Source organism: Propionibacterium sp. oral taxon 192 str. F0372 (genome assembly GCF_000413315.1).
Lineage (GTDB): Bacteria > Actinomycetota > Actinomycetes > Propionibacteriales > Propionibacteriaceae > Brooklawnia.
On the sequence record NZ_KE340297.1, the window covers coordinates 1,836,432 to 1,860,305 of the forward strand.

Consider the following 23,874-nt stretch of genomic DNA (forward strand, 5'->3'; position numbering starts at 1 on the left):
CTGTTCATTTTGCTTTTGACAGCTGGTCGAGCAGGTTGAGACAGTCTGCTCGCATGTCCTCGTCGGTGGCAGGTAGTTCGACGAGGTCGGTCAGGATGCTGCGGATGCGGGATGCGTGGACGGTGCGATCAATGTGCAATAGGAGGCGGGCGAGGTGGAAGCGCAGGGTGCGTCCGGTCCTACCGTCGGGATCTGGGCAGACCTGCACTCCTTCCTCCGCCAACCGGGCCGCTTCCTGGTGGTTTCCTTGCCGTCGCTGCCACCGCATCCAGATGAGCAGGATCTCAGCGTGACTCGCGCGTGCGGTCATCCAGTCCGGGGCTGCCGAGCAGAACAGGACGGCGTCGCTCATGGCTGCGGCCACCTGCTGCGGTTGTAATGAACCGGTGGTCCGCGCTGCCGCCTCGGCAAGTGTTTTCCTTGCGGTGAAGAGTAGGTGCCAGCTCGCACCGAATCGTGGCCCCTCCTCAATTACCCGGTCGGCGAGCTTGCCGGCCGTGATGACATCGCCGACCTGCAGTCTCAACTCGGCCGCATCGGCACCGGAGTGTAGGGCATACAGGTATTCCCCGCCTTTCTCGTAGAACTCCGCAGCGATGAGTAACTCGGCAGACGCCGCCTTCAGGGCATGACGATCGGCGATCAGGGTCTCGGCCAAGGCCTTGTGAACGGCGGCGACTATCGCGGGATGTATCTCCTCGGCCCCGTCGGCCTCCTTCGCTAAGTCGATGGCCAGTATGTGTGCTCGACGGGTGTAGCCGACATCCAACAAATGGGTGATGCATTCGATGGTTACCCGGGTACGACCGGTCGGATCCATCTGCTCACGCAGGGCAACTAGATGATTGACTGTCGCCAGCACCTCGGAATCATGTCCGGCGGCGACGGCCGTTTTGGCGAGCCTGCTGGCCATGACCGCCCGGAATGGGGCTGATGCCCACAGTGAAGCTGCTTGTAGCGCAGCCAGCGCATGCGCATAGGCAGCGTGGTGGTCTTGGGCAAGAGAGGAGAGCAAGCTCAGCATTGTCTCGTAGGTCGACCGGGTGTGGCAGGAGTCCAGATCCGGCGGTATGGATTCCAGGACCATTCCGGTGAGCGGCAGGGATGCATTGATGGCGCGAATGGTTAAGGTCATTCGTGAGTTCAATGCTGTTTCCCGCCACACCGTCAGCGGCAGTTCGTTGACGGCTGCGGTGAGCCATTCGAAGGCGAGCCGGTGTTCCGAGACGGGTACCACCCACTCATCGTGCATCAGAATGAACCCTGCGACGACAGGGCCGTGGCTTCGGCCGAGATCGCAGACGTCAGCCCACATGATCTTCGGCTGCTGGTCGGGGGCCTTTCCACACAGGAGATGACGGATGGGAGCAGCGGCCTCGGCGAGCGTGTTGTACCCGAAGGTCTGAAAGGATCCGATGACCTCCTGCATGACGCAAGTCGCTTCCCGGCGGTTTCCAGTGGCGGCCTGGGCCCGGGCTAACAGGTAACGGATCGCCAGCTTCTCGCGAGGATCTGTTACCCGGGACAGCCAACTGGAGGCCAATCCCAGTGCTCGTGATCCCCGCCCCAGCTTCAGCAGCGCAGCTATGGCGCTGATCGCGGCTGCTGCATCCGGGGGTTCGGCGACCGGCGCATCGTCGAGTCGGAACAAGGTGGCCGAGGACGCGGCATCCTCGGCGAAGGCCGTACTCGGATCGACTGGCAGATCCAGTTCAACCTCGATGGTTCGCTCGTCGAAACGCTCGGCGAGTTGGCGGGCAGCGGTGGCTGCCCGGACGATCACCGTCTCGACTGTGTGCCCGCTCGGAGGGCTGGACAGCAACACGGAGAGCACTGGGTTGGTGGTTTCCGGCAGAAGCTCGCCGCCCATCTCCAAGCGTGCGCCGGAACACACCCTGGCCAGGGCAGCACAAAGGATCTCCTGGGCATAGTTGTTGGTGGGATTGCGTTCAGCCAGCCCGAGCACCTGGCGCAGCAGGGCCAGTCCACGCCGATGATGGCCGCATCTAGTGAGAAAGACCGCCAGCCGGGCGATCGCCCCTGGGGATGTCTCCCTGATCATCGGGTTGGTGCTGATCTGCTCAATGGCCGGGCCCAGACGGTGGTGGTTTTGTGGAGTGGCGAGCAGGTCAAGGCATTTGGACAGGATGGTGGCCGGCTCCTCGGCACAGCGCTGCCCTTCAGCAATCATCTGGTCCAATAGCTCCAAGGCGGTGGTGTGATCGCCAGTGAGCAGGCTGCAGTCGATCATCTGGGCCGTGGAACAGGCGGGGCAGTCCGAATACTGGTCTTCGGGAAGTTCGGCGAGGATAGCCTGCTGTTTAGCCATCCCGGCTCTGTCATGACGCATTATGGCCAAACTGAGCAGTCGCTGATGGACGCCGCGTTTTCCGAGCCCTGCGCGATCGTAGCTGGCCTCCATGGTCGAGAGCACCTGCTCAATCGCGCTGCGTGTGAAAGCCAGGCTGCATTCCAGGATTCCGGGAATCGATTTCCACAACCAGTACAGATCGGCATAGCCGTATCCCTCACCCGCAGCTCCCATGACGGCTGGATCGGCGGGGAAGGTTACCGGGTCGTCATGGTGACATTGTTCGCAGATGGCGAAGGTAGACAACAGTAGTTCCTGGTCACCGGTCATCAAGGCGTTCTGAGCCAGGCGCATTCGTGCGGCATAGGCCCACTGGCGTTCCCCCGCGGCATCGGCCAGAGTGATTGCCTCGCCGAGCATTGATGCGCATTGTTCTCCCCATGGCACACGGTCAGAGTCGATGACGAGTTGCCGGATGTGGGAACTCATCGTTGCTCCGTGATACCTAAGATCATCAGATCGGTCAGGGTATCAGTCAGCCCTCGGGATTCCTCACTGGTCAGCGGTCGCCCGCTGACCAGGATTGCCTGCAAGTGCAGCAGACGGATGGAACGAGCGAAGACGACCTGATCGCTGATCTCGGAGATCTGGCGCACCAGGGGATTCGCCCAGTTGAGCAGGGTGACCGCTGTGGGAGTGCCGTGGGTCTCTGTCTGTTCCAAGGCACCCAAAATGTCCGACCATCTGCCCGACCCTTGGGCTTTGCGACGTTCCGAGCGACGCAGCATGTCGGGGTCGGTGAGCAGGAAGGAAGGCATGTCCGGGTTGGAGGCCAACCGCACTGAGGAACGGGCGTCCCACTCGGCCAATACCTGGTTCGCCCGGTTCGCCAAGTCGTCAGCCCGCACCGAATCCGGGCCACTCACCGGGTCGAGGGCCTCCAGTACGTCGTTGACCGAGATCTCCTGGACAGTGGTTCCGGGCATCAGTTCAGGCAGGCGCTGGAGTAGCTGGGAATCCCAGGTGTAGGTGGCGTTGACGATGGTGCGATGGGTGAGGGCGTTGATCTGACGGAACTGGTCAGTGGTGGGCACATAGGCGATGTGTGAGGAGTGTTCCAAGATCTCCTGGATGGAACGCATGCCTCGTGAAGTCTCCATCGGCAACAGCCCGACGATCACCGGGGCGATCGTCTCATCGTGAATTGCCAACGATTTAAGACCCAAGTAGTGGATCGCAACGAAGGCCTGCAGCCGCATCGGATCATTGGTAGCCATGGTGGTGATCCAGTCCCGCAAGGTCTGCGAGATGGCATCCCGGGTGATCGAGGCGACCTCATCGTCGATCAGATCCTCGCGGGAGGCCGTCGGGTTGAGGCCGGTCGAGTCGATCTCGATGCGGGCGAAGAAGGCCCAGTCGGGGGCGATCACCCGGCAGTGCTGCGAGACGAGCATCGAAGAACAGTAGATGGTGTGCGCCGCATGTGCCTGAGGCGGCACCGGATAGGGAAGGATGTAGGCCACTCCCCGGGTGCCGGTCAGTGGCACATTGATCGGCACCACATCGAAAGGGGTGGTACCGAGCACCTCGGTGCCGTGAGCCTCCAGCACCATCGGGTCGGTAGAGGCAAAGGCGGGGGGTTCGGTGATCGTCACATCCGCTCCGCCAGTGGCGATGTGGATCGGTACCGGCAGATAACGCGCGTAGTGGCGTGCCAGACGGTTGACAGATTCCGTGGACACCAAGTGGTCGTTGTCGGCATGTGGTTCGAGGATGACGGTCGTCCCGAAGGGTAGATCGGTGGTCAGTTCGGTTATCGACCAGGTGCCGTCGCCACGCCCGATCCATTCGATGGGAGGGCCACCCTTCACCGAGCGGGTGTGCACGATGATCTGCTGGGAGACCATCAGCGCGGAGAGCAGGCCGATACCGAACCGTCCGATCATCCCCGCTGAGCGCATGCCCAGCGCGTCGCGTTTGGTCGAAGATCCGACGGTCGCCAGGAATTCGTTGATCTCCTCGACGGTGAGCCCCACCCCGTCGTCACGGATGGTCATCGTTGGGCCTTGGACCCCGGCCGGGGTGATACGGATACCCGCTGAGACCCAGCCAGGTTCCTGCTGTTGACGAGCGGTGACCGCGTCCACAGCGTTCTGGATGAGTTCACGCAGATACACCGAAGGGGTCGAGTAGATGGCTGTCGACAAGAGTTCGACGATTCCGCTCAGATCAACCTTGAAGTTCTCCACGGTGTCCTTCCAACGATGAGTCCAGTCCCACCGTAGCGGCAGTTGGTGCATGCCTGCGTTGAAGTCGCCACTCAGCACGTGATCGATGGCTCCGAGGCGGTCCGTCAGTCATCGTTGAGGGTTCCCAGCCAAGTGCCGTCAGAGATGTGCAGCGGGCCCTGGGAGGTGATGTCGACATCTCCCAGGATGTGCACGGCTTGACCGAAGCTGACGTCTCCTGTGACAGTGAGAGAGGTTGCCCGGCGAAGGTGAAGCGGGAACGGGACGCGGCGGGTGAAGTCGTGGATCAGCTTGAAATGGTGGTCCAACCAGACAGCCGGGGTCCGGCCCTTGGCCACGAGACGGTACTGGTCGTCGAGTTCGTGGAGGTCCGAACGTAGTAGGAGCAGTTCGTTGGTGGTTTTTACCGGCACGAAACGTTCGCGGCTCACGCCGATGGCGGTGGCCCCTGGGAATACCCCGACTGCGGCTCCCATGGCAGATTCGAGTTGGATCACTTTGGGAGACGTGGGGTTGGTGGGATCAACGGTCTTCTCGTTACGGATGAGGGGAAGGTCCAAGACACAGTCCCGGGCCCGCATCACTTCCTTGAGCCTGGATAAGCGAATCCACAGGTTGTTGGTGTGGAAAAAGGGGTGACGAGACTCGTCGGTGAAGAAGTCCATCTCTTCTGGTGCGGTTTGAGCGGTGTCGCGCAGCACCAGTTGGCCATCAAGCTTGCGGGTAGCCAGATGCCCGCCTTTGCGGTCGTTGGCGGTGCGGCGGCAGAGCTCGGCAGCGTAGGGGGCGCCAGAAGCCGCGAACCAGCCGGCCATGCGGGCATCCGGCGCAGCACCGAGGTTGTCGCCGTTACTTAGGAAAAGATATTCGTAGCCGTGTACGAGCAGCCGGTCAATTAGTCCCGAATCGTAGAGTGCGGCGTAGACATCGCCGTGCCCGGGTGGGCACCACTCGAGCGTAGGGTCGGCCGGCCAGTCGACAGGAGTCAAGTCATCGGCCCGAAGCTTGGGTTCCCGATTCTGTAGGAAGCAGACCGGCAGATCGTCGGCTGGCAGATCTGGGTATGCGGCAAGTGCCTTCTGGGTATCCTCGTGGGTGCGGAATGAGTTCATCAACAGCAGTGGAAGCCGGGCACCGTGTGCGGCGCGCGCGGCCAGCACTTGGGATACGATGACATCAAGGAAGGTCATGCCGTTACGGGCCGGAAGCAGGTTTTTCGCCTTGTCCAGGCCCATGGAGGTGCCAAGACCCCCGTTGAGTTTGAGAATAACGGTCCGGTCCATGGCCACTCGGGCCCGGTCCGGATCAATCTTCAGTTCGTCGATTTGGGGAATGTCGAGCAAAGGTTCGATGTCGGCTTCGCGAATGATGCCGGTGACACCATGCTCAAGTTGAATGCAGTGCTTTTCAAAGACGCGTATAGCGGCGGGGCTGATCCCTGCCGCAGTCATCTTGGTCAGGGCCAGTCGTCGCCCGTGTTCACTCATGATGGAATCTTCTTCGCGGTGGTGGGTGGAATCATGCGGTGCTGCTGGCCCGCACAACCAGCTTCGGTGCGATGACCGTGGATCGGCTGGGGCTGAGGACTCCGGCGTCGGCATGCTGTTCGATCTGCTCGACTAGCGTGCTGACCAAGCCGTGGCCGATGGCCCGGAAATCTTGGTGGATACTGCTCAGCGGGGGCCACAGGTATTCGGCGCTGATGTCGTCAAAACCGACGACGGCCACGTCTCGTGGGATGTTCCGCCCTGCCTCGTGCAGGGCGCGCAGCACCCCGGAGGCCATCTCGTCGTTGGCGACGAAGACGGCGTGTACATGCGAGTCATCGGCGATCATTTGGCCGAGTCGGTAGCCGGATGCCGGGCTCCAGTCTCCCCACAACGGCTCGGGGGTAGCCCGGCCCGCTGATTGCAGTGCCTCACGCCAACCGGTGACGCGTTGTTGTGATTGGATTGAGGTGGCAGGCCCGGCGATCATCGTGACTGTTCGCGCACCCCCGTCGAGCAGGTGCCCGACGGCCAGCCTGGCTCCGCCCGCCTGATCGAATCCCACGCTGGGCAGTGACAGCAGTCGGGAATCGGCGATCACCAGGGGAAGATTCACCGGGAAGCGCAGATCACCCACCTCGGCTGTTTCCAAGCCGAGAACGACCAGACCTGCGACGCCTTGACGTGCGCGAACCATGGTCCGGTTCAGGTCATCGGCCGATCCGCTGGGTGCATTGGCCAAGGCGATGTCGTACCCGTGAGCACGGGCGGTGGTGCACACGGCTTCGATGATGTTCGCCTCACCGGTTCGGCTTAGGTGATGGGCAACGAGTCCGATAGTGGTGGAACGCCCCGCACGCAGGCTGCGGGCGGCGGCGTTCGGGGCGTACCCGAGGCGTTTCATCGCATCCAGCACACGGTTGCGGGTCTGTGGCAGGACATTGTCCAGATCATTGGCGACTCGGGAGACGGTCTGCGGTGACACGCCCGCGAGTGCCGCAACATCCTTTGCTGTGGCCCGCTGGGCCCACCCCTTGCCACCTCGGCGGGATCCAGTCGTCTGATGTTCGGTCATGGAACCTGTGTTCCCTTCTTGGAGTGTGCCGACGTGGGTCGGTGGGGGTTGTCATGGTCATGGACCGTGAACCGGGTGTCAAGCAAGTCGCCGACCGGATGCGCCTGCCGTGACCAAATGGATCCGGGGTCGTGGCAGACCCCGGGCTCGAGCCTGCTTGATAGCCTTCGCTGCCACTGTATCTATCTTCGCATCGTCGACCAGGGCGACGATGCTTCCGCCGAACCCACCACCGGTCATCCGGGCACCCAGTGCCCCGGCCTGCAATGCCGATTCGACAGCGGTGTCGAGTTCCGCGACCGACACTTCGAAATCATCGCGCAAGGATGCGTGAGAACCGGTCATGACCCGGCCGACACGATTCATGTCGCCTGCCTTCAGGGCAGCGGTGAACTCGGACACCCGCCAAATCTCTGTCACGACATGCCGCACGCGACGTTGCAACAGATCATCGGGCAGGCATGACAGCAGTGCGTCCAGTTCCTCTCGTGTGGTGGTGGCGTCAGCTGCTTCACGCAGGGTTCGCAGGCCGAGGATGGTAGCCGCCTGCTCGCAGCTGCTGCGCCGGGCGCCATACTGGCCGTCGCCCAGACTGTGGGAGGCCCGGGTATCGATCACCAGCACGCAGAGCTGATGCTCCGTCAATGGCAGCGCAATGTGCCGCACACTGCCATCCGAGGTGTCGAGCAGCAGCGCGTGCCCGTCGCGACTGCGTAAGGAGGCTGCCTGGTCCAGGCCGCCGGTGGGAGCACCCGCGATCTCGTTCTCGGCTGCCACGCAACACTCGGCGAGGTGGGCGCGTGTCTTGTCTGATTCGCCGACTGGATGATCGAAGACTTCGGTGAGAGCCAGCGCCATGGCGCATTCCACAGCTGCCGAGGAGGACAACCCGGCCCCGACCGGTACGCACGAGACGACAGCGGCATCGAAACCGCTCAGCCGAATACCGGTTCGGCGCAGAGCCCACGCGGGGCCCGCGCAATAGGCCACCCAGCCCTCCACGCCGCCGGGTGAGATATCGGCCAGAGTGCCCTCCCACCGCTGACCCCCATCCATGTCAGTGATGATGCGCGTCACCTCGTCGCTGCGTGGGCTGAGCGCCACGTAGGTTCTGTGCGGCAATGCGATCGGCAAACAGGGGCCCGCGTTGTAGTCGATATGGTCCCCGATAAGGTTCACCCGGCCGGGGGAGGCCCACACGCCGTGCGCATCGTGTCCGAAAGTCTCCGCGAAGAGGGCTCGGGCCCGTGTCACGCCCTTGCCGCTGCTCCATGCCGTCTTCCAGTTGCTCATCGTCGCTCCACGCCCGTTCTTATCGCTGCTCTGTCATTGGACGCAAGGTGACCCGATGCCGTCACCTTGGGTCGAGGGCTGTCACGCATCTACTTGTTTGCGCTATCACAAATTTAACACATCCTCTTGACAATGGTGCAAAGATCGCTCACGGTTGATGCATTGGATCAATGATGACGCAAACATAAATCGATGATCGCCAGTGAGTCATCGGATCCTGCTCTCGTTGAAGATCAGCAGGGTTATTGCAGGGGCTCACTCCCGTGAGCGGCGGATGAGCCGCATCGTGGTGGCATCCTCTCATCGTCGTTGGTCCTGACCGGAGCAGATCAAGGAGCACCAACGATGTTGATTCCCAACCACCACGAGAATTTGGCGGTTCTGCACGTGAACACGCTGCCAGCTCGTTCGTACTACGTACCGGCAGCCGTACCGCTCACCGACGTGGTCAACGCCCGGGATGATTCCGACCGGGTGCAGTCACTCAATGGCACCTGGCGGATGCGGTTCGGCACGTCGATTCGTGGCTTGGATGATGCTTTCATCGCTGCGGATGGTGGTCCCGGTTTCGAGCCCACGGTCGTGCCCGGTGCCTGGCAGCACAACGGGTATGACGTACACCAGTACACGAATGTGCGCTACCCGATACCGCTCGATCCGCCCTTCGTACCCTGGGATAATCCCTGTGCCGCCTACACCTTGGACTTCGAACATGTCGGACGCGTGGACCTCCCGCGCACGTATCTGTTGTTCGACGGCGTGGACTCATGCTTCCACGTGTGGCTGAACGGCCACTACATCGGCTACAGCCAGGTAACGCATGCCACCAGCGAGTTTGATGTCACCGACTTCCTACGCAATGGCAGTAACCACTTGGCCGTTCTGGTACTCAAGTGGTGCGACGGCACCTACCTGGAGGACCAGGACAAATTCCGCACCAGCGGCATCATCCGCGATGTCTATTTGCTCGACCGGCCTGAGAAGGTGCTGTTCGACTACTTCACGACCACCGCGATCAGGACCGAGTTTACATGCGCTTAGATTCCGCTCGCCGAATGCGTGCATGATGCGATCATTAGCGGTCGCGTCAATGAATTTATTGCGGCCTTGCATCTGATCTGTAAGGTGAGGTATAATCATAAAATGGCGATCAATTAAAGTTGGGTAATTAGTCCCAAGGAAAAAAATGACGATAAAGAAGGTGCTTGTCACTGGAGGTAACCGAGGTATTGGCAGAGAGGCGTGTCGCCAATTCTCTGAACAAGGATTTCAGGTATATCTCGGCTGTCGTGATTTAGAGTTGGGGAACGAAGCGGCGCGCGAGATCCAGAGCAATGGAGAAGTCGTTCCGGTTAGACTTGATGTGAGAAATCCTGACGATATTTCTTCAGTTGGAAGCGCGGTGGGATTGCAGTTGGACGTGCTTGTGAATAACGCAGGGACGTACGAGATGAGTCCATTCGAAAGCCTTAGTGCTGAAGCCTTACAGGAGTCGATAGATGTTCATTTGATGGGGGCGTTTCGACTCACGTCGTTATTTTTGCCGCGCATGAACGCGGTAGGTCGAGGCGCAATCGTTAACGTATCTTCAGGTGGAGGGGCATTCGAGAATGATATTCCTGGCCCAGCGGCGTATGGTATCGCAAAAGCTTCTATGAACGCGCTAACGATTGTCGCTTCCAAATACGCTGTTGCTTCTGTCGAGGTAAATGCAGTTTGCCCAGGATGGGTTCGAACGGATATGGGTGGAGCCAGTGCTCCAAGGAGCGTTGCAGAGGGCGTCGATACTATTGTGTGGCTTGCTACTCGCCGAAATAAGACGCGCATCAATGGCAGGTTTCTCCGTGATAGAAAGGTGATTGCATGGTGATGTTTTTTAAGCGGTCATCGAAAAGTGTTGCTGCCAAGGAAGACGGGGAAAAGAATAGTTTTCCGGAGATCGGCACGGGCAGGCTGGAGGCGTTTAGTGACGGGGTTATGGCGATCGCCATAACATTGCTTAGCCTTGAGATTAAGCTTCCCGATTATCATGGGGACTTATTGGGCGATTTGGTCACTTTATGGCCAACGTATGTTGGATTTGTGTTGAGTTTTATGCTTATCGGTCAAGTGTGGCTTAACCATCACGCCGTTTTTCATATTCTTCGTGTAGTCGATCAACGAGTGTTGATTTTTAATCTTTTGTTATTATTGGATGTTGTCTTCTTGCCGTTCGCCACTTCCGTTCTCGCTGACAGCTTGGAGATTGGATCGGAAGCTCGTGTGGGCGCGGTTTTTTATGGCGGCGTGATGGTGGTTGGTGGACTACTTTTCAACGCTTTATGGCATTCAGCTATTCGGAACCCTAGTAACCTGAAATTTGAGATTTCAGAATCTGTGGTCAAGAGGATGAGTTTGCGATTCGCTTTTGGTCCATTTTTGTATATGTTTGCGTGCGTTCTTGGTATTGTAAACGTATGGCTAAGTATAGGTACCTATATTTGTCTTATCATGTTTTACATGATGGATAGTATGTCAACTTCCCGAGGTTGAAGTGTTCAGGATAGGTCAGGTCTTAATGTTGGAGAGCACCCTCTCGATCTTGTAGCGGATCTGGTTGACGGTCTGGTTGTTGATTCTGTCGTCAGGTTGGGGCAGGTTCGCGGGTTTTTCTCCTCGCGGTGGTCGTGGCCAGCCCGATGCACCCTCCCGCTTGTCGCTGATTTGCTGAGGCGGTGAAGTACCGTCGGGTAAGGCAGTGGCTGGCAGTGTGCTGGTGGCGGGGCCGACGGGAGTGGTGAGGGAGTCGGGTGCTCACGGTGGTCACAATCAGTATAGTCAGCTTGAGCAGTGGCGAGCTGATGCAGGCCATCAGGCGGAACGGGCTGAGCAGCGGTATCAGCGGCAATGGGATAGTCGCAGCTTGAGCCCCGGGCTTGATGCTGAGACAGTCAGCCGGAAGCGACGCACTCACTCCACTGCTGGAGGTCAACAAAAGAACGGTCGGCGGCGTCCTCATTCTCTGAGGAGGTAGCCATGATGGCCCTCTACGCGGCGGGTGCGCTTGGTGCCGGTACGGCGTCAAGTGGTGGATGGTGGATCACCGGGTGGTGGCGCGGATCCTGTTAGCGCTGGCGCGGCAGATGGCGGTCGAGACGGATTAGGCTGTACCGTCGGCGGCGTCGGCGGCGGATGATGCGGTTTCCTCGGGTGCGAGGGCCTGCTCGAGGCGTGAGTGTGGCACTTCGGTGGGGCGCTGTGCTGCAAACGAAACCGTGTCTGCATCGCCTGGGAGCTGCTCGGCAAGGACGGTGTTCTCACCAGTGTCATGACGGCGCTCGTCACTCGGTTCATCACACCTCTTCCATTGGTTCCCACCCCAACCTCACGGCAGCCGAAGCCGACACGGTCGTCGACCAGATGGCCAGTTCCAGCCTGCACGCCGCAGCTTGCGCGCACTTTTTACAGCATGAGGCTCAGCCTGACAACCTGACCACATCGCCCACTGCTGGCGACATACCCACGAGCCTCGCAACATGAAGGACGCCCACTCTAACGGTTGGGCGTCCTTCATCAGCTGAGACCACATCCCAGCCTGTTTCAACTGGGGTGGTTTGAAGAGCTTACTGGTACCGGAAAAGGGACTCGAACCCTCACGCCTTGCGGCACAGGAACCTAAATCCTGCGTGTCTACCAATTCCACCATTCCGGTTCATGCCCCTGGCGGGGCGGGGGGATCAGTCCAGGTCGACTCCGATCCCCAGTTTCTTCTGGAGCCTTGCTACGTGCCCGGTGGCCCGGACGCGGTACTGGGCTAGGGCGATGGTGCCCACCCCGGATGAATCTACCTCAACTAAGAAGGTGGAACGTAGTAGGCCCTCCACCTGCTTGCCATACAGGGAGCGCATGCCCCAGGCACCGTAGGCCTTGATCACCTCGCGGTCCGGATCCGACAGCAACTCTACCGACAGCGCGTTCTTCGAACGGAATTTGTCGAGTTTGGCGACCGGATCGGGGGAGATTCCCACGACGTCGATGCCCTCGGCATCGAAGGCTTCCTTGGATTCGCTGAAGTCGACCGCCTGGGTGGTGCATCCTGGGGTGAGCGCCGCGGGGTAGAAGTAGACGATCACCTTCTTGCCTGCATAGTCCGACAGCGAGACCTCCTTGCCGTCGGCATTGTGTAGGGTGAAGGCGGGTGCAGGGTCCCCGGTGGCGAGTTCAGTCATGGGTTAACCCTATCCATCAGGGAGGGCGACTGCGAACGAGACACCACAGGGCATAGGCTTGGGGTGCACTTCAGTGATCCGAGGAGGAAAAGTGGCTTCGAACCGACGCACGCCGGAGCAGATTCGTGCCGACATCGCCGCATCGCGGCATGCGATGACCGTTGGTCTTGAGGGGCTCGTCTCCGAGGTTCACCCGAGTGCCATCAAGAACACCGTGAAGGAAGTCGCCCAGGACATGGCGGACGAAGCCAAGCAGTCCGCCTTCGATTCCGTGCGCAGGGCGAGGGGCTGGTTCGTCGACGAGAACGGGGTTCGCTGGGACCACGTCGGTACCGTCACCATCGCCGTGGTCGGCGTCGTCACCGTCGTGGCGGCCGTCTCGGGTCTGTCGAAGTTCGCTCGCCGCGGCATCACCAAGTGAACGAGGAGACTTCCGGATTGGTGAGCTTGCCGATCCGGATGCTGCATGACCGGGTGCTCGTCGATCCGGATGCCGACGCCGGGGAACGCCACTCAACGGGTGGCATCCTCATCCCGGCGACCGTGCAGATGGGGCATCGTCTCGCTTGGGCGAGGGTCGCGGCCGTCGGTTCTTCAGTGCGCACCGTGAAACTGGGCGATCGGGTGCTCTACGACCCCCAGGAGCGCTCCGAGGTGGAACTGCAGGCCAAGACCTACGTGCTGTTGCGGGAACGCGACCTGCATGCGATCGCGGCCGAGAGGATCTCCGAGGCAGAGACTGGTCTGTACTTGTGATGCGTCCTTCCTTGTGCTCGATGGCCTTGGTTTTCATGGGTGGCTGTGCGGGAACCGGATTGCGAGTCGGTGTGGGGTTTGTAGCCGGTTCGCTGCTGGGAACTTTCTTGGTCAACATCATCGGCTCCTTTGCACTGGGTGCGATCACCGCGATGGCGCTTGCCCGTTCCTCGGCGCACATTGAGCGGATCCGATTGCTGTTCGGGGTGGGGTTCTGTGGAGCATTCACCACCTACTCGGCTCTGGTGGCCCCCGCAGTGGTGATGATCAGCACTGGTTCGGTTTTCCTGGCCGGAGTGGATCTTCTCGGTTCGATCATTGCGGGGCTGCTTGCAGGATTGCTCGGATTCCGGGCGGGGGAGTGCGCATGGGGTTGATGACGCTGCTCGCGGTGTGTTTGGCCGGAGGCCTGGGTGCGGTTGGCCGGTATGTGCTGGATTCACTGATCAGATCCCGCATCAACCCGGTGATCCCGCTGTCGACCTTGGTAATCAATGTCATGGGAAGCGCTTTGTTCGGATTCTGCCTCAGTTACGCTGTGCCCGATGGAATGGTTTCTGCGGTTGTCATGACGGGATTCTGCGGTGGATTCACCACCTTCAGCTCGGCCATGGCCGAGGCCGTCTCCGGGTTGCGCGCCGGAGACATGCGGTCGGTTCTCTTGGTGCTGGTGGTGATGGTGATCGCCTGCTGCGGTGCAGCTTGGATTGGGATGGTGGTTGGTGCCGGGGTCCGTTGACCCCGAGCGCTGTGGTTTGGGGCTGCGAGAGTGGAGTGACGGAAGGAACGAGAAATGGGTTCCGACAAGCCGGAACCCATTAGATTTGGTACACCGCCAGGGACTCGAACCCTGAACCCGCTGATTAAGAGTCAGCTGCTCTGCCAGTTGAGCTAGCGGTGCGCGCGAAGCTTGACTTTAGCCCTCACAACCGCTGGTTGCAAACTCGGTCGGAGATCTGACATCTGGGCTAGCGTAGTACGTGATGTTGATCGGTGGACGGTGGCGGCACAAGCTGCTGAAGATGTGGCCGGGGCTGCCCGGCAGCGGTGCGGAGTTCTGGCGCTCCACTCGTGATGAGATGGAGAACGTACTGCGCTACTCGTGTGCCACCATCGTCGCTTTCCTTGTCACTCGCAACCTCTTCCACACCGGCGCCATCGACCTCACCGGTTCGCTCGCAGCTCTGCTCATCTCGCGAGCCTCGTTGCGAGGCTCATTTCGTGCCGGGCTGATCAGGGTGTCGGCCGTGGGCGTAGGTATCCTGCTGGCGCTGGTGGTGGCTACCCTGTTTGGTCTGCATTGGTGGTCATTGGGGCTGGTCGTGTTCGGCGGGATGATGCTGGCCAGGTTCCTGCGGCTCGAGTCTCAGAACTTGGAGGTGGCCATCTCGGCCATGCTCATTCTCGGCGCGGCCACTTCAGAGATCGCTGCCTGGCAGCGTTTTGCGGCGACGATGGCGGGCACCCTCATCGGCATCGTCGTTCCATTGCTCATCCCGAGACGGGTGCGTGTGGGCGATCTTGCCTCGGCAGTGGAACTTGTCGTGCTGCGGCTTTCGGAGGTCTGCGACAGCGCGGCTGGGTATTTGTCCGGCAATCAGCTCACCAATCGGGCCGTAGATCGATGGCTGGGTGATACTTACCAGATCTCCCCGCTGATCGCCCGGGCCACCGTGGCACTCAACGAGGCCGATGATGTGAGAAGACTGAACACCCGGCAGATATATGACGCCGATGTTGTCCCGCTGCTGCGCGGGCACCTGGCGAATCTGGAGAAGGCGCAGCTAGCCACACGGCACCTGTTCTTGGTGATGAACAGCCGGATACAGCATGCTCCGCTAGGCAGTGAGGAATTGGCACGTCGGCTGGGAAAAGCATTCGAGGAACTGTCATCGATTCTCGCCGGCTACGGTTGGCTGGTGCAGGCCGATGGCCTAGGCGACGAGCGCACCTCCGATGAACAGTTCCGGGCCATCTTGGTATCGAAGGAACACATGGGGCAACAGTTGGCCCTGCTGGCTACCAGCGATGACCAAGAGCTGGTTGTTTGGTGGGCCGGTTCCGGGATTGCCCCGGCGATGGAACAAGTCGTCGCACAACTTGATCTGGCCAGTCATCCCGCACGTATGGAGGAATGGAAATCCTCCCAGTTGGGCAAGGTCCTGCCGGGCGGCCGGATTGGACCACGCATCCGTTCCCCATGGGGATTGTTTGTGCAGAAGCGACTGCATGATCGGGCACGCACGTTGCGGCAGGTCTATCCGGAAGGGGTCAACGAGGTATCGGCCACCGACACCACCACCTTGCTTCCGGCCATTAAAGAGGATGGAAAGGGTCCGGCTGGCGAGGGTGAGTGAGTTGCGGGTACCGTACCGACGCCCGACTGCTCGACAGGGACATTCCCAAGTTGATGCTTGTCTGCCAGTCGCAGGGTCGGGATGCAAAGCCGATGGCCGATGATTCGTCCGCGACCGTAGGCGCGGTTGTGGCTTAAGAATGGCACATGGTGCTTAAGCAGCTCACTTATCCGGGGCCACCGGTGGCTGAGCTGACCACGGGAAGACAATCCATTTCGAGGTGGACTTCCACACGAAGTCGGGCTTGACGCTGGTGGTTGGTTTCTCATAGATCACCGCTGAGCGCACCTCAGCACCAAATTTCGTGAGCAGTTCCAGAACCAGGGCGAGGGTACGGCCGGAGTCCACGACGTCGTCGACGACGAGCACCCGTTTACCGCGGATCGAGTCGATGTCAAGCATCGGGGCGAGCAGCACCGGGTCGGGTAACGTCGCCTCCACATCGGTATAGAACTCGACGTTAATCGCGTCGGTGAGCTTCACTCCCAAGGAATAGGTGAGAGCTCCAGCGGGGATCATGCCACCGCGGGCCACGCCGATCAGTACCTCCGGGTTGAAGCCGGAATCAGCAATCTCCTGCGCCAATTCCCGGCTCATCACCGCAAAATCGTTCCAGGTAAGAATCTCTTTGTCACTCAACTCACTCGAGTCAGCGTGGTAGGCCGTCATGAATGAAAATCCTACCTAGATCAACTTCGTATCGTCGGGAAGTGTGGGGCTTGATGCGTAGGGATGATCAGCTATCGTGTGGGCACGTCCAGATGTGCCGAGGCCAGCGATGGCTTCTGCCCAGTGGATGTTGGGCTCGCAGACTCATACGCCGGGGACCATCTGGATCACCCCGGCTGCGATCCGGGCATAAGTGAGTGTGATACCAAGAGCTGCTCAGCCGTAACGATGCTCCAGGACCCGGATATAGGATTGGGGGACGATCAACCCGGCCCTCGTTGGCGAGTGGCCAATGACAAGGAAACAAAGTGACACTAACTTGGACCGACGAAGACAAGCGCGCAGTTGATACAGCTCGCATCCTGGCTGCTGACGCAGTGCAGAAGGTCGGCAATGGACATCCGGGAACCGCCATCTCCCTGGCGCCGGTCGCCTACCTGCTCTACCAGAAAGTCATGAAGACCGACCCCACCGATGACAAGTGGCTCGGACGTGACCGTTTCGTGCTGTCTGCTGGCCATGCGTCGATCCTGCAGTACATTCAGCTGTTCCTGGGCGGGCTCGGCTTGGAGATGGACGACATCGCATCTCTGCGCACAGCCGGTTCCCTGACCCCCGGACATCCTGAGTTCGGGCACACCAAATTCATCGAATGCACCACCGGCCCGCTGGGTGCTGGGGTGTCGAATGCCGTCGGCATGGCCATGGCCGCTCGTCGAGCGCACGGCCTCTACGACGGTGACAATGCCGGTGAGTCGGTTTTCGATCACTTTGTTTACGTTCTCCTCGGCGAGGGCTGCATGCAAGAAGGTGTCCAAGCCGAGGCCGCATCGCTGGCAGGCACCCAGGGCCTGGGCAACCTGATCATGATCTACGACGAGAACCAGATCACCATTGAGGGCGACACGAAGATTGCCTTCGGCGAGGACGTAGCGAAGCGCTACGAGGCTTACGGTTGGCAGGTCATCGACGTCGACTGGACCAACGGCGGGGAATACTGCGAGGACATTCAGGCTTTGTACGATGCCATCAAGACGGGCAAAGCCGAGGCCAACCGTCCGACTTTGATCCATCTACACTCGATCATCGGCTGGCCACTGCCGACCCTGCAAGGCAAGGAGAAGATCCACGGCTCGGCCATCGGCGCCGAAGAGATCACCCGGCTCAAAGAACTGCTCGGCTTCGAGGACACCCCCTTCGCCATTGATCCGGCCATCGTCGATTACACCCGCAGCCAAGTAGCGGCCAATGGCAAGGCCGCCCGCCAGGAATGGGACGCTCACTTCGAGGCATGGAAGAGCGCCAACCCGCAGGGTTCCACCCTGCTCGACCGGGTGCTGGCTAACAAACTCCCGAGCGACCTCACTGTTCCCAGTTTTGAGGCAGGTTCCAAGGCGACACGCTCCGCATCCGCCGAGGTACTCACCGCTCTCGCTGGTCAGCTACCTGAACTGTGGGGCGGCTCCGCCGACCTCGCAGGTTCCAACAACACCACCATGAAGGGCGAGCCGTCCTTTCTACCTGCTGACCGCACCACCGACGAGTGGCCAGGTGGTCCATTCGGGCGCACCCTGCACTTCGGTGTGCGCGAGCATGCGATGGGCGGCATCCTCAACGGCATCAACGCCGACGGACTGACCCGCGCCTATGGTGGCACCTTCTTCGTCTTCTCCGACTACATGCGTCCGACCGCTCGGTTGGCTGCGCTGTCGAAGATTCCGTCGATCTTCGTGTGGACCCACGACTCGATCGGCGTCGGCGAGGACGGCCCCACCCACCAGCCGGTGGAGCATTTGGCCGCCTACCGTGCGATCCCCGGCCTGGCGATCGCCCGCCCCTCAGACGCCAATGAGACCGCCGAGGTGTGGCTGGAGACCTTGCGTCAGGCCTCCCAGCCGGTCGGTATCATCTTGACGAGGCAGAATGTTCGCACTGTGGATCGCATTAGTGGGGAATATGCCCCGGCCTCTGGTGCTGCCAAGGGCGCTTACGTGCTGCGTGAGGCCTCCGCAGCACCGCAGGTCATCCTGATCGGCACCGGCTCCGAAGTCGAGGTCGCCCTTGATGCTCAGACCGAGCTGGAGGCCGCAGGGATTCCGACCAGGGTCGTTTCGATGCCTTGCCAGGAGTGGTTCGACGTCCAGGATGAAGCCTACCGTGACCAAGTGTTGCCCCCGGAGGTGACTGCCAGGGTATCGGTCGAGGCCGGTATCGCCATGGGTTGGGCCAAGTACGTCGGCCCCAGAGGCCGCTCGGTGTCCCTGGAACACTTCGGCGCTTCTGCCAAGGGCACCCTGCTGTTCGAGGAGTATGGCATCACCGCGGCTGCTGTGGTGGCCGCCGCGAAGGAATCGCTGGAGGCCTGAAACAAGGTGACGAGAGATTACAGGCGAACTGTTCTGTAAGCTCCGGGCACCAACTGGCTGCACGACGGGGTCCGAGTCCGGTGTCGTACCGGGCTCGGACCTTCGTGTCATGAGTTGCGGCACTAGACCTCACCCACCACGCCGTTCAGTTGCTTGGCGGATGTGTGGGAGGGAGGTGGGATGACGATCTGCTGCGCCAGCCTCAGCCGACCTCGCCCCACCGACCGCCTCTCATGAGTTGTTGGGGATAATCTTGATGGGGTGACGGGTGGATCAGGCCAGATCTGCGAGCACCTCGTTCAGTGCCTCGGTTGAGGAGGGATGGGTCCAGATACCGTCACGCAACACGTCGGCGGTGAGACCAGCGCGCATGGCTAGGGCAACCAGATTGACCAGTTCCTGGGAATCTGTGCAGAACAGCGTGACACCGAGGATACGGCGGTCGGTGGCGTCGACGACGAATTTGATGATCCCGTGGGTCTCCCCGAGAATCTTTGGCCGGGGCATGGCTGCGATCTTCGCCACTGGCTTGCAGGCCACCAGCACCTGGTGACCGGCCTCACGGGCCTGTGCCTCGGTGAGACCGACCTGCGACAACGGGGGAGTGATGAAGGTCGTGTTCGGTACTGCCACTCGATCGGAACGCCGACGCGAACCAGTCCCAGTCAACTGGTCCCACACGATCCGGTTGTCGTCGAGGGAGATGTAGGTGAACTGGGGACCACCGTTAACGTCGCCAACGGCGAAGATATCCTTCACGGAGGTACGCAGTTGATCGTCCACCACGATGAAACCGCGCTCGTCCACCTCAATGCCAGCAGAAGCCAGGCAGAGATCCGCAGTGACGGGGGTCCTGCCCGTGGCCACCAGCACCGCATCGGCTTCCACCCTTGTTCCACCCGCAATGACGGTCACATGATTATCGGACTCCTCAATGGCGTCCACTCGCACTTTGTCGAGGATTGTGACGCCACGATCGGTGAGGGTCCGCGCGACCTCGGAAGCTACTTCCGGTTCGGCGCTGGGGAGGATTCGTTCCGCAGAGTTCAGCAAAATGACCTGTGCCCCGAAGGCTGCGAACATACTGGCGAATTCCAAGCCGATGAATCCGGCGCCCACCACGGCCAACCGGGCCGGGAACGGATCGGCGTGCTGGATGGTGGTGGAGTCGTACACGCGTGGGGAGTCGATGCCGGGGATCTCGGGGCGACGCGGAGTGGTTCCGGTGCCGATGACGATCTGTTTCGCGGTGACCTGTTCGGTACCTGTGGCCGTGGTGACCTCGACGGTGTGCTCCGCCACGAAACGGGCAGTGCCGTCGATGAGGATGATGTGCGGATCGTCGGCCAGCATGGCGTGGTTCGCAGCGTTGAGCTTACCGATCAGCTCATCACGAGATGCCACCGCAGTGGTGAAGAACTGTTGCGGTTCGTCCGAGTCACGTCGGGATTCCGCACTGGTCACCAAATCTTTGGTCGGCACGCAGGCCACGTTGATGCAGGTGCCGCCGTACATCTGCGGGGAACGTTCCACCAGGGCAACCGTGTGCCCAGCTTTCGCCCATCTCCCGGCAAGGGTCTTTCCGGCCTTGCCCCATCCGATGACCAGTAGGTCGACGTCGATCATGCTTCCTCCTCGTGTCGATCAGTCAACTCCAGAACGGATCATGCCCGCGAATTGTTCCCGGACAGATGGTTGTGTGTGGGGGGGGGCTCGCGCTGCGCCAACTCCTATCCATTCATCATGGATCCATGCGGGCACTTTGAAGATGAGTCAACTCGTCTCTTGACACGAGTCTGTTGGGGTGAACACACTGATGGCGCAGTCATCGTGATGATGAGCAGCATCGCCGCACAAGTTCTGGCCGAGCGTGAGGAACTGTGCAGGTGGCAGCAGTTATCCGGCGAGCCGGAGACTTAGAAGGAACACCGGGGAAAGCAGAACAGGAGTTTCAGTACAACTGGTGGTGCAAGAAAATGCTTGCACTGCAAGGTGTGGTCCAAGAGGCTTTGGAGTCTGAAGCTACCCCGATCAGGGTAAATCTGCGCCTGCGCTTAGGGCATAGGAAGATCCATGATGACACACGATCAACTCCTTAGATGATGTCAGGGGAGCTGGCGACGCCATTCCTGCAAATCTCATCGAGCGCGCAAGCGCTCCCGGGCTTTACTGCGCTCTTACCAGGCGGAGCGACTATTGTGACGTCGAGGGCTTGCCCGCCGACCCCAAGCGAACACTCGCGGTGAATGGAACCAGGCTCCGTGCTCAGGATTAGGCCACGTTTTTCTATTAGATAAGAGGTGAATCAATCTTCGTCCTAGATTGCTGGCAGAGGAGGGTCTCTCAAAAGATTTTCCTGAGTCGGCAGTGAAAATTTTCAAGAAAACATGGCGTCTGATATTCAATCCGTTCATGCAATATGATCCAACAGTCATCCGACGTGATGTGTTCGGTTGTTCCCGGGCGAACTCCGATTCTGAATTCCCCAAAAGTTGGCCTGTCAGATCAGGATACTGGTGGCCGTAGATTCCGTGCCGTTTACCGCCGACGGGTAAGGATCCCCACTTATCTCTGCGAACTTGGCCAGTACCTGGGAGGTTATTTTGAGAATGATGAATTCCGGCGATTTACCTGCGCTCCCTGGTCAGCTCTGAGCATCCCACTGGGAACCGGAGTCCGATGGTGACATGTGGTCTGTCGTCATGTTTGATCTGCCCGTGCAGACCAGAAAGCAGCGAGGTGAAGCAGCAGTATCTCAACATCTACTCCTGAACCTCGAGTACCGGCAGGCCCATTTAGTGTTTATGTGAGGTTCACGCCTAGATAGTAAAACAGGTCCTGCTGAGCCGGCTGAACCCAGCCGAACAGGGCAGATCTGAAAAATCTAACGTGCTGATCGGGCCCGTCATCGACCCGCTCATCGCGCAAACTCGGCCATCTCGGTGAACTCGGCGTCTACCTCAGGTGCTCGGGTGAGCAGGGAAACGATCATCGTCACCACGATGTTCGCCGCAAAACCGGGGATGATCTCGTACAACTCGTTCCACGGTGTGTACTGCCAGGTGAAGACCACCACGGCACTCACCACCAGACCGGCAAGGGTGCCCTGGGTAGTGAGCCGACGCCAGAACAGGGACAGCAGGATGATCGGCCCGAAGCAGGCACCGAAACCGGCCCAGGCGAAGGCGACTAGGGCAAGAATCGTGTCGTTCTGGGTCCAAGCCAGCACTGCGGCCACCAAAGCGACGAACAGCACCCCCAACCGACCCAGCCATACCTGGTTGCGCGGGGAAAGAGTGCGCTTGAAGAATACTCGCGCCAGATCGTGCACCAATGCCGAGGAGCAGACGATGAGTTGGGAAGACACCGTCGACATGATGGCCGCTAGTACCGCGGCCAGGATAAACCCGGCAATGAGTGGATGCAGTAACAGCGACGACAACGCCAAGAAAACCGTTTCTGGATCGTCGAGATGCTTGTCGGGATGCTGATTGAACCAGGCCAACCCTGCGAGGCCTGTGACCACCGCGCCGCTCATCGATGCCACCATCCAGGTAATGCCCACGCGGCGGGCGTGGCGGGCATCTGCCGAGGAACGTAACGCCATAAACCGCACGATGATGTGCGGCTGGCCGAAATAGCCTAGGCCCCAGGCAACCGAGGAGATCATTGCAACCAGCGCAACGCCTAGCCCAGCAGAGGTGTCCGGCAGCAGCGAGAAGGCACGCGGGTTCGTCAGGGTTACCGCGCCCACCAGATTGCCCGGCCCTACCTCAATGACTGCTAGCACCGGCACCAGGATGAGTGCCCCCATGATCAGTAAACCCTGCATCATGTCGGTATAGGAGGCACCGATGAACCCGCCGAAGAAGGTGTACAGCACGGTCACCCCAGCCACTACGAGCATGCCCACTCGGTAAGAAGATCCGAAGGAATTCTCGAAGAAAACCCCGCCTGACACCATCCCCGAGGAAACATAGAAGGTGAAAAAGGTGAGAATGACAAGGCCAGACACAATGCGCAGTGCCCGGCTGGAGTCGTGCAGGCGATTCTCCAGGAAGGAGGGAATCGTGATCGAGTTTCCCGCCACTTCCGAATAGGTGCGCAGTCTGGGGGCGACGATCTTCCAGTTCACCCACGCCCCGATGGTTAACCCGATGGCGATCCACGCGTCGGCCAATCCCGTTACGTACAGGCCGCCTGGAAGCCCCAGTAACAGCCACCCTGACATATCCGAGGCTCCCGCGGAAAGGGCCGCGACGACGGGAGACAGGGAGCGCCCGCCGAGCATGTAGTCGTCGAGGTTGTTAGTGCGCCCGTTGGCCCATAGACCGATCCCGATCATGGATGCGAAATAGATGACAATCGCCACCAGTTGGAAGATCTGATCTAAGGGCATGAGGATTCCCATCTCGGCTTGCGGCGTCGCGGACCGGACGCCAGACCCAAAATCTACTTGTCCGATGCGCTGTCTCTGCATTCATGTCAGGATGCGTCGTGTGATGCAGGGAATCACCCCGGATGCTGACGGGATGCTCGAGCCCTCACAGCTCCTTCATCAGCAGCATCCGAGCCAATCTCTCATTGCCCATCACGTTGGCCAAGTGCGTCAGCTGATTCTCCTCGTAGGCTTGACTGAACACGGCGATGTCTAGGCTGAGGATCTTTCGGAAGGCCTCCACTGCGGTCTGCCCACCCGCTGCCGCGACCTGTTCCCCGTGGCGGGTTACCAGATCGAACATGGCGATCGGGTAACGTACCGGCAGCCCTAGCCGCACGTGCACCTGACCGATCCTGATGCGCGCCTCGGCATAGGTCAAATCGTAGGTGCCGCTGAATAATTCGATGAACCAATTCGCGAGGGTCTTGGCCAATACATCGAGTGGATAAGGGGCGATGTATTCAGCGGTCTGCTCGGCGGCTAGGATGCGTCCCGCGAAATCCTGGGCGAAGGTCATTGAGCGTTCCTTCGCTCGCTCGTACAAGGAACCCAGAAGCTGACAATCCTCGGGAGTGACATTGATCCAGCTCAGCAGTTCGGCGGCCACGTCGGGCCCGGTGATCTCCCAGCTTTTGTGTTGCGGCATGTCCATGGATGATGTC

21 protein-coding genes and 2 tRNA genes are annotated in these 23,874 nt (G+C 60.3%); 11 read left to right on the top strand and 12 right to left on the bottom strand.

The window, feature by feature from the left end; all coding sequences use genetic code 11:
- Window positions 1–4: 4 nt before the first annotated feature.
- From HMPREF1531_RS08630 to galK, 5 genes are all read right to left on the bottom strand, one after another.
- Entirely contained in the window at window positions 5–2,800 is a 2,796-nt protein-coding gene (locus tag HMPREF1531_RS08630; protein WP_016669563.1) for a hypothetical protein, read from the bottom strand.
- Entirely contained in the window at window positions 2,797–4,638 is a 1,842-nt protein-coding gene (locus HMPREF1531_RS08635; RefSeq protein ID WP_016669564.1) for an HSP90 family protein, read from the bottom strand. The genes HMPREF1531_RS08630 and HMPREF1531_RS08635 overlap by 4 nt, the downstream gene beginning before the upstream one ends.
- 26 nt (window positions 4,639–4,664) lie before the next feature.
- A complete protein-coding gene (locus HMPREF1531_RS08640; protein ID WP_016669565.1) occupies window positions 4,665–6,047 on the bottom strand; it encodes a UTP--glucose-1-phosphate uridylyltransferase in 1,383 nt (460 codons plus the stop codon).
- A 31-nt stretch (window positions 6,048–6,078) separates the two neighbouring features.
- Window positions 6,079–7,122 carry a LacI family DNA-binding transcriptional regulator gene (locus tag HMPREF1531_RS08645; protein ID WP_016669566.1) on the bottom strand — a complete coding sequence of 348 codons (1,044 nt, stop codon included), beginning with the start codon at window positions 7,120–7,122 and terminating at the stop codon, window positions 6,079–6,081.
- 78 nt (window positions 7,123–7,200) lie between these two features.
- Window positions 7,201–8,415: a galactokinase gene (gene galK, locus HMPREF1531_RS08650; protein WP_016669567.1), complete on the bottom strand. Its 1,215-nt coding sequence runs from the start codon at window positions 8,413–8,415 to the stop codon at window positions 7,201–7,203.
- Between the two features lie 345 nt (window positions 8,416–8,760).
- Here galK and HMPREF1531_RS08655 point away from each other — a divergent pair, with 345 nt between their 5' ends.
- The 3 genes from HMPREF1531_RS08655 (at window position 8,761) to HMPREF1531_RS08660 (ending at window position 10,947) form a co-directional block, all read left to right on the top strand.
- Window positions 8,761–9,456: a sugar-binding domain-containing protein gene (locus HMPREF1531_RS08655; protein WP_016669568.1), complete on the top strand. Its 696-nt coding sequence runs from the start codon at window positions 8,761–8,763 to the stop codon at window positions 9,454–9,456.
- Between the two features lie 145 nt (window positions 9,457–9,601).
- A complete protein-coding gene (locus HMPREF1531_RS13335) occupies window positions 9,602–10,285 on the top strand; it encodes an SDR family NAD(P)-dependent oxidoreductase (protein ID WP_016669569.1) in 684 nt (227 codons plus the stop codon).
- Window positions 10,279–10,947 carry a TMEM175 family protein gene (locus HMPREF1531_RS08660; protein WP_016669570.1) on the top strand — a complete coding sequence of 223 codons (669 nt, stop codon included), beginning with the start codon at window positions 10,279–10,281 and terminating at the stop codon, window positions 10,945–10,947. Before HMPREF1531_RS13335 ends, HMPREF1531_RS08660 begins: the two co-directional genes overlap by 7 nt.
- Before the next feature lie 1,074 nt (window positions 10,948–12,021).
- Here the strand turns inward: HMPREF1531_RS08660 and HMPREF1531_RS08665 are convergent.
- Window positions 12,022–12,106: transfer RNA gene (locus tag HMPREF1531_RS08665), tRNA-Leu, on the bottom strand.
- 25 nt (window positions 12,107–12,131) lie between these two features.
- A complete protein-coding gene (gene bcp, locus HMPREF1531_RS08670; RefSeq protein ID WP_016669571.1) occupies window positions 12,132–12,623 on the bottom strand; it encodes a thioredoxin-dependent thiol peroxidase in 492 nt (163 codons plus the stop codon).
- 91 nt (window positions 12,624–12,714) lie between these two features.
- On the opposite strand from bcp, the gene HMPREF1531_RS08675 reads away from it, so the two are divergent.
- The 4 genes from HMPREF1531_RS08675 to HMPREF1531_RS08690 are packed head-to-tail and all read left to right on the top strand — an operon-like array spanning window position 12,715 to window position 14,118.
- Window positions 12,715–13,044, top strand: coding sequence for a DUF3618 domain-containing protein (locus tag HMPREF1531_RS08675; RefSeq protein WP_016669572.1), 330 nt, complete (start codon window positions 12,715–12,717; stop codon window positions 13,042–13,044).
- 38 nt (window positions 13,045–13,082) lie between these two features.
- On the top strand, window positions 13,083–13,379 hold the full coding sequence (locus HMPREF1531_RS08680; protein ID WP_084669374.1) for a GroES family chaperonin: 297 nt from the start codon (window positions 13,083–13,085) through the stop codon (window positions 13,377–13,379).
- Between the two features lie 20 nt (window positions 13,380–13,399).
- Entirely contained in the window at window positions 13,400–13,756 is a 357-nt protein-coding gene (locus tag HMPREF1531_RS08685) for a fluoride efflux transporter FluC (RefSeq protein ID WP_198011026.1), read from the top strand.
- On the top strand, window positions 13,747–14,118 hold the full coding sequence (locus HMPREF1531_RS08690; RefSeq protein WP_016669575.1) for a fluoride efflux transporter FluC: 372 nt from the start codon (window positions 13,747–13,749) through the stop codon (window positions 14,116–14,118). The genes HMPREF1531_RS08685 and HMPREF1531_RS08690 overlap by 10 nt, the downstream gene beginning before the upstream one ends.
- An 86-nt stretch (window positions 14,119–14,204) precedes the next feature.
- On the opposite strand, the gene HMPREF1531_RS08695 is transcribed toward HMPREF1531_RS08690, so the two are convergent.
- Window positions 14,205–14,280, bottom strand: a tRNA-Lys gene (locus HMPREF1531_RS08695).
- Between the two features lie 82 nt (window positions 14,281–14,362).
- Between HMPREF1531_RS08695 and HMPREF1531_RS08700 the strand changes: the two genes are divergently transcribed.
- The gene (locus HMPREF1531_RS08700) at window positions 14,363–15,736 is read left to right on the top strand and encodes an FUSC family protein (protein WP_016669576.1); all 1,374 of its coding nucleotides are present in this window, start codon (window positions 14,363–14,365) and stop codon (window positions 15,734–15,736) included.
- Window positions 15,737–15,898: 162 nt separating this feature from the next.
- Here the strand turns inward: HMPREF1531_RS08700 and HMPREF1531_RS08705 are convergent, their stop codons facing one another.
- Window positions 15,899–16,405, bottom strand: a complete 507-nt coding sequence (locus HMPREF1531_RS08705) for a phosphoribosyltransferase (RefSeq protein ID WP_016669577.1) — start codon at window positions 16,403–16,405, stop codon at window positions 15,899–15,901.
- A gap of 308 nt (window positions 16,406–16,713) precedes the next feature.
- On the opposite strand from HMPREF1531_RS08705, the gene tkt reads away from it, so the two are divergent.
- The gene (tkt, locus tag HMPREF1531_RS08715; RefSeq protein WP_016669578.1) at window positions 16,714–18,771 is read left to right on the top strand and encodes a transketolase; all 2,058 of its coding nucleotides are present in this window, start codon (window positions 16,714–16,716) and stop codon (window positions 18,769–18,771) included.
- A gap of 273 nt (window positions 18,772–19,044) precedes the next feature.
- Here tkt and HMPREF1531_RS08720 read toward each other — a convergent pair whose 3' ends face one another.
- Window positions 19,045–20,397, bottom strand: a complete 1,353-nt coding sequence (locus HMPREF1531_RS08720) for an FAD-dependent oxidoreductase (protein ID WP_016669579.1) — start codon at window positions 20,395–20,397, stop codon at window positions 19,045–19,047.
- A 460-nt stretch (window positions 20,398–20,857) separates the two neighbouring features.
- On the opposite strand from HMPREF1531_RS08720, the gene HMPREF1531_RS14430 reads away from it, so the two are divergent.
- Together HMPREF1531_RS14430 and HMPREF1531_RS14435 are read left to right on the top strand one after the other, a co-directional pair.
- Complete coding sequence (locus HMPREF1531_RS14430; protein WP_198011084.1) at window positions 20,858–21,046, top strand: hypothetical protein; 189 nt, start codon at window positions 20,858–20,860, stop codon at window positions 21,044–21,046.
- Window positions 21,047–21,075: 29 nt separating this feature from the next.
- On the top strand, window positions 21,076–21,297 hold the full coding sequence (locus HMPREF1531_RS14435; RefSeq protein WP_442852413.1) for a hypothetical protein: 222 nt from the start codon (window positions 21,076–21,078) through the stop codon (window positions 21,295–21,297).
- Window positions 21,298–21,688: 391 nt separating this feature from the next.
- On the opposite strand, the gene putP is transcribed toward HMPREF1531_RS14435, so the two are convergent.
- Both putP and HMPREF1531_RS08730 read right to left on the bottom strand, forming a co-directional pair.
- Window positions 21,689–23,170 (bottom strand): sodium/proline symporter PutP, encoded by a 1,482-nt coding sequence (putP, locus tag HMPREF1531_RS08725; protein WP_016669580.1) that lies wholly within the window; start codon window positions 23,168–23,170, stop codon window positions 21,689–21,691.
- A gap of 145 nt (window positions 23,171–23,315) precedes the next feature.
- On the bottom strand, window positions 23,316–23,858 hold the full coding sequence (locus HMPREF1531_RS08730) for a protoglobin domain-containing protein (RefSeq protein ID WP_036898854.1): 543 nt from the start codon (window positions 23,856–23,858) through the stop codon (window positions 23,316–23,318).
- Window positions 23,859–23,874: the final 16 nt, after the last annotated feature.

Coding starts and splice junctions, on each gene's coding strand:
- HMPREF1531_RS08630 (WP_016669563.1), bottom strand. CDS start 2,800: ATGAGTTCCCACATCCGGCAACTCGTCATCGACTCTGACCGTGTGCCA.
- HMPREF1531_RS08640 (WP_016669565.1), bottom strand. CDS start 6,047: ATGAGTGAACACGGGCGACGACTGGCCCTGACCAAGATGACTGCGGCA.
- HMPREF1531_RS08645 (WP_016669566.1), bottom strand. CDS start 7,122: ATGACCGAACATCAGACGACTGGATCCCGCCGAGGTGGCAAGGGGTGG.
- galK (WP_016669567.1), bottom strand. CDS start 8,415: ATGAGCAACTGGAAGACGGCATGGAGCAGCGGCAAGGGCGTGACACGG.
- HMPREF1531_RS08655 (WP_016669568.1), top strand. CDS start 8,761: ATGTTGATTCCCAACCACCACGAGAATTTGGCGGTTCTGCACGTGAAC.
- HMPREF1531_RS13335 (WP_016669569.1), top strand. CDS start 9,602: ATGACGATAAAGAAGGTGCTTGTCACTGGAGGTAACCGAGGTATTGGC.
- HMPREF1531_RS08660 (WP_016669570.1), top strand. CDS start 10,279: ATGGTGATGTTTTTTAAGCGGTCATCGAAAAGTGTTGCTGCCAAGGAA.
- bcp (WP_016669571.1), bottom strand. CDS start 12,623: ATGACTGAACTCGCCACCGGGGACCCTGCACCCGCCTTCACCCTACAC.
- HMPREF1531_RS08680 (WP_084669374.1), top strand. CDS start 13,083: ATGCTGCATGACCGGGTGCTCGTCGATCCGGATGCCGACGCCGGGGAA.
- HMPREF1531_RS08685 (WP_198011026.1), top strand. CDS start 13,400: ATGGCCTTGGTTTTCATGGGTGGCTGTGCGGGAACCGGATTGCGAGTC.
- HMPREF1531_RS08690 (WP_016669575.1), top strand. CDS start 13,747: ATGGGGTTGATGACGCTGCTCGCGGTGTGTTTGGCCGGAGGCCTGGGT.
- HMPREF1531_RS08700 (WP_016669576.1), top strand. CDS start 14,363: ATGTTGATCGGTGGACGGTGGCGGCACAAGCTGCTGAAGATGTGGCCG.
- HMPREF1531_RS08705 (WP_016669577.1), bottom strand. CDS start 16,405: ATGACGGCCTACCACGCTGACTCGAGTGAGTTGAGTGACAAAGAGATT.
- HMPREF1531_RS08720 (WP_016669579.1), bottom strand. CDS start 20,397: ATGATCGACGTCGACCTACTGGTCATCGGATGGGGCAAGGCCGGAAAG.
- putP (WP_016669580.1), bottom strand. CDS start 23,170: ATGCCCTTAGATCAGATCTTCCAACTGGTGGCGATTGTCATCTATTTC.
- HMPREF1531_RS08730 (WP_036898854.1), bottom strand. CDS start 23,858: ATGCCGCAACACAAAAGCTGGGAGATCACCGGGCCCGACGTGGCCGCC.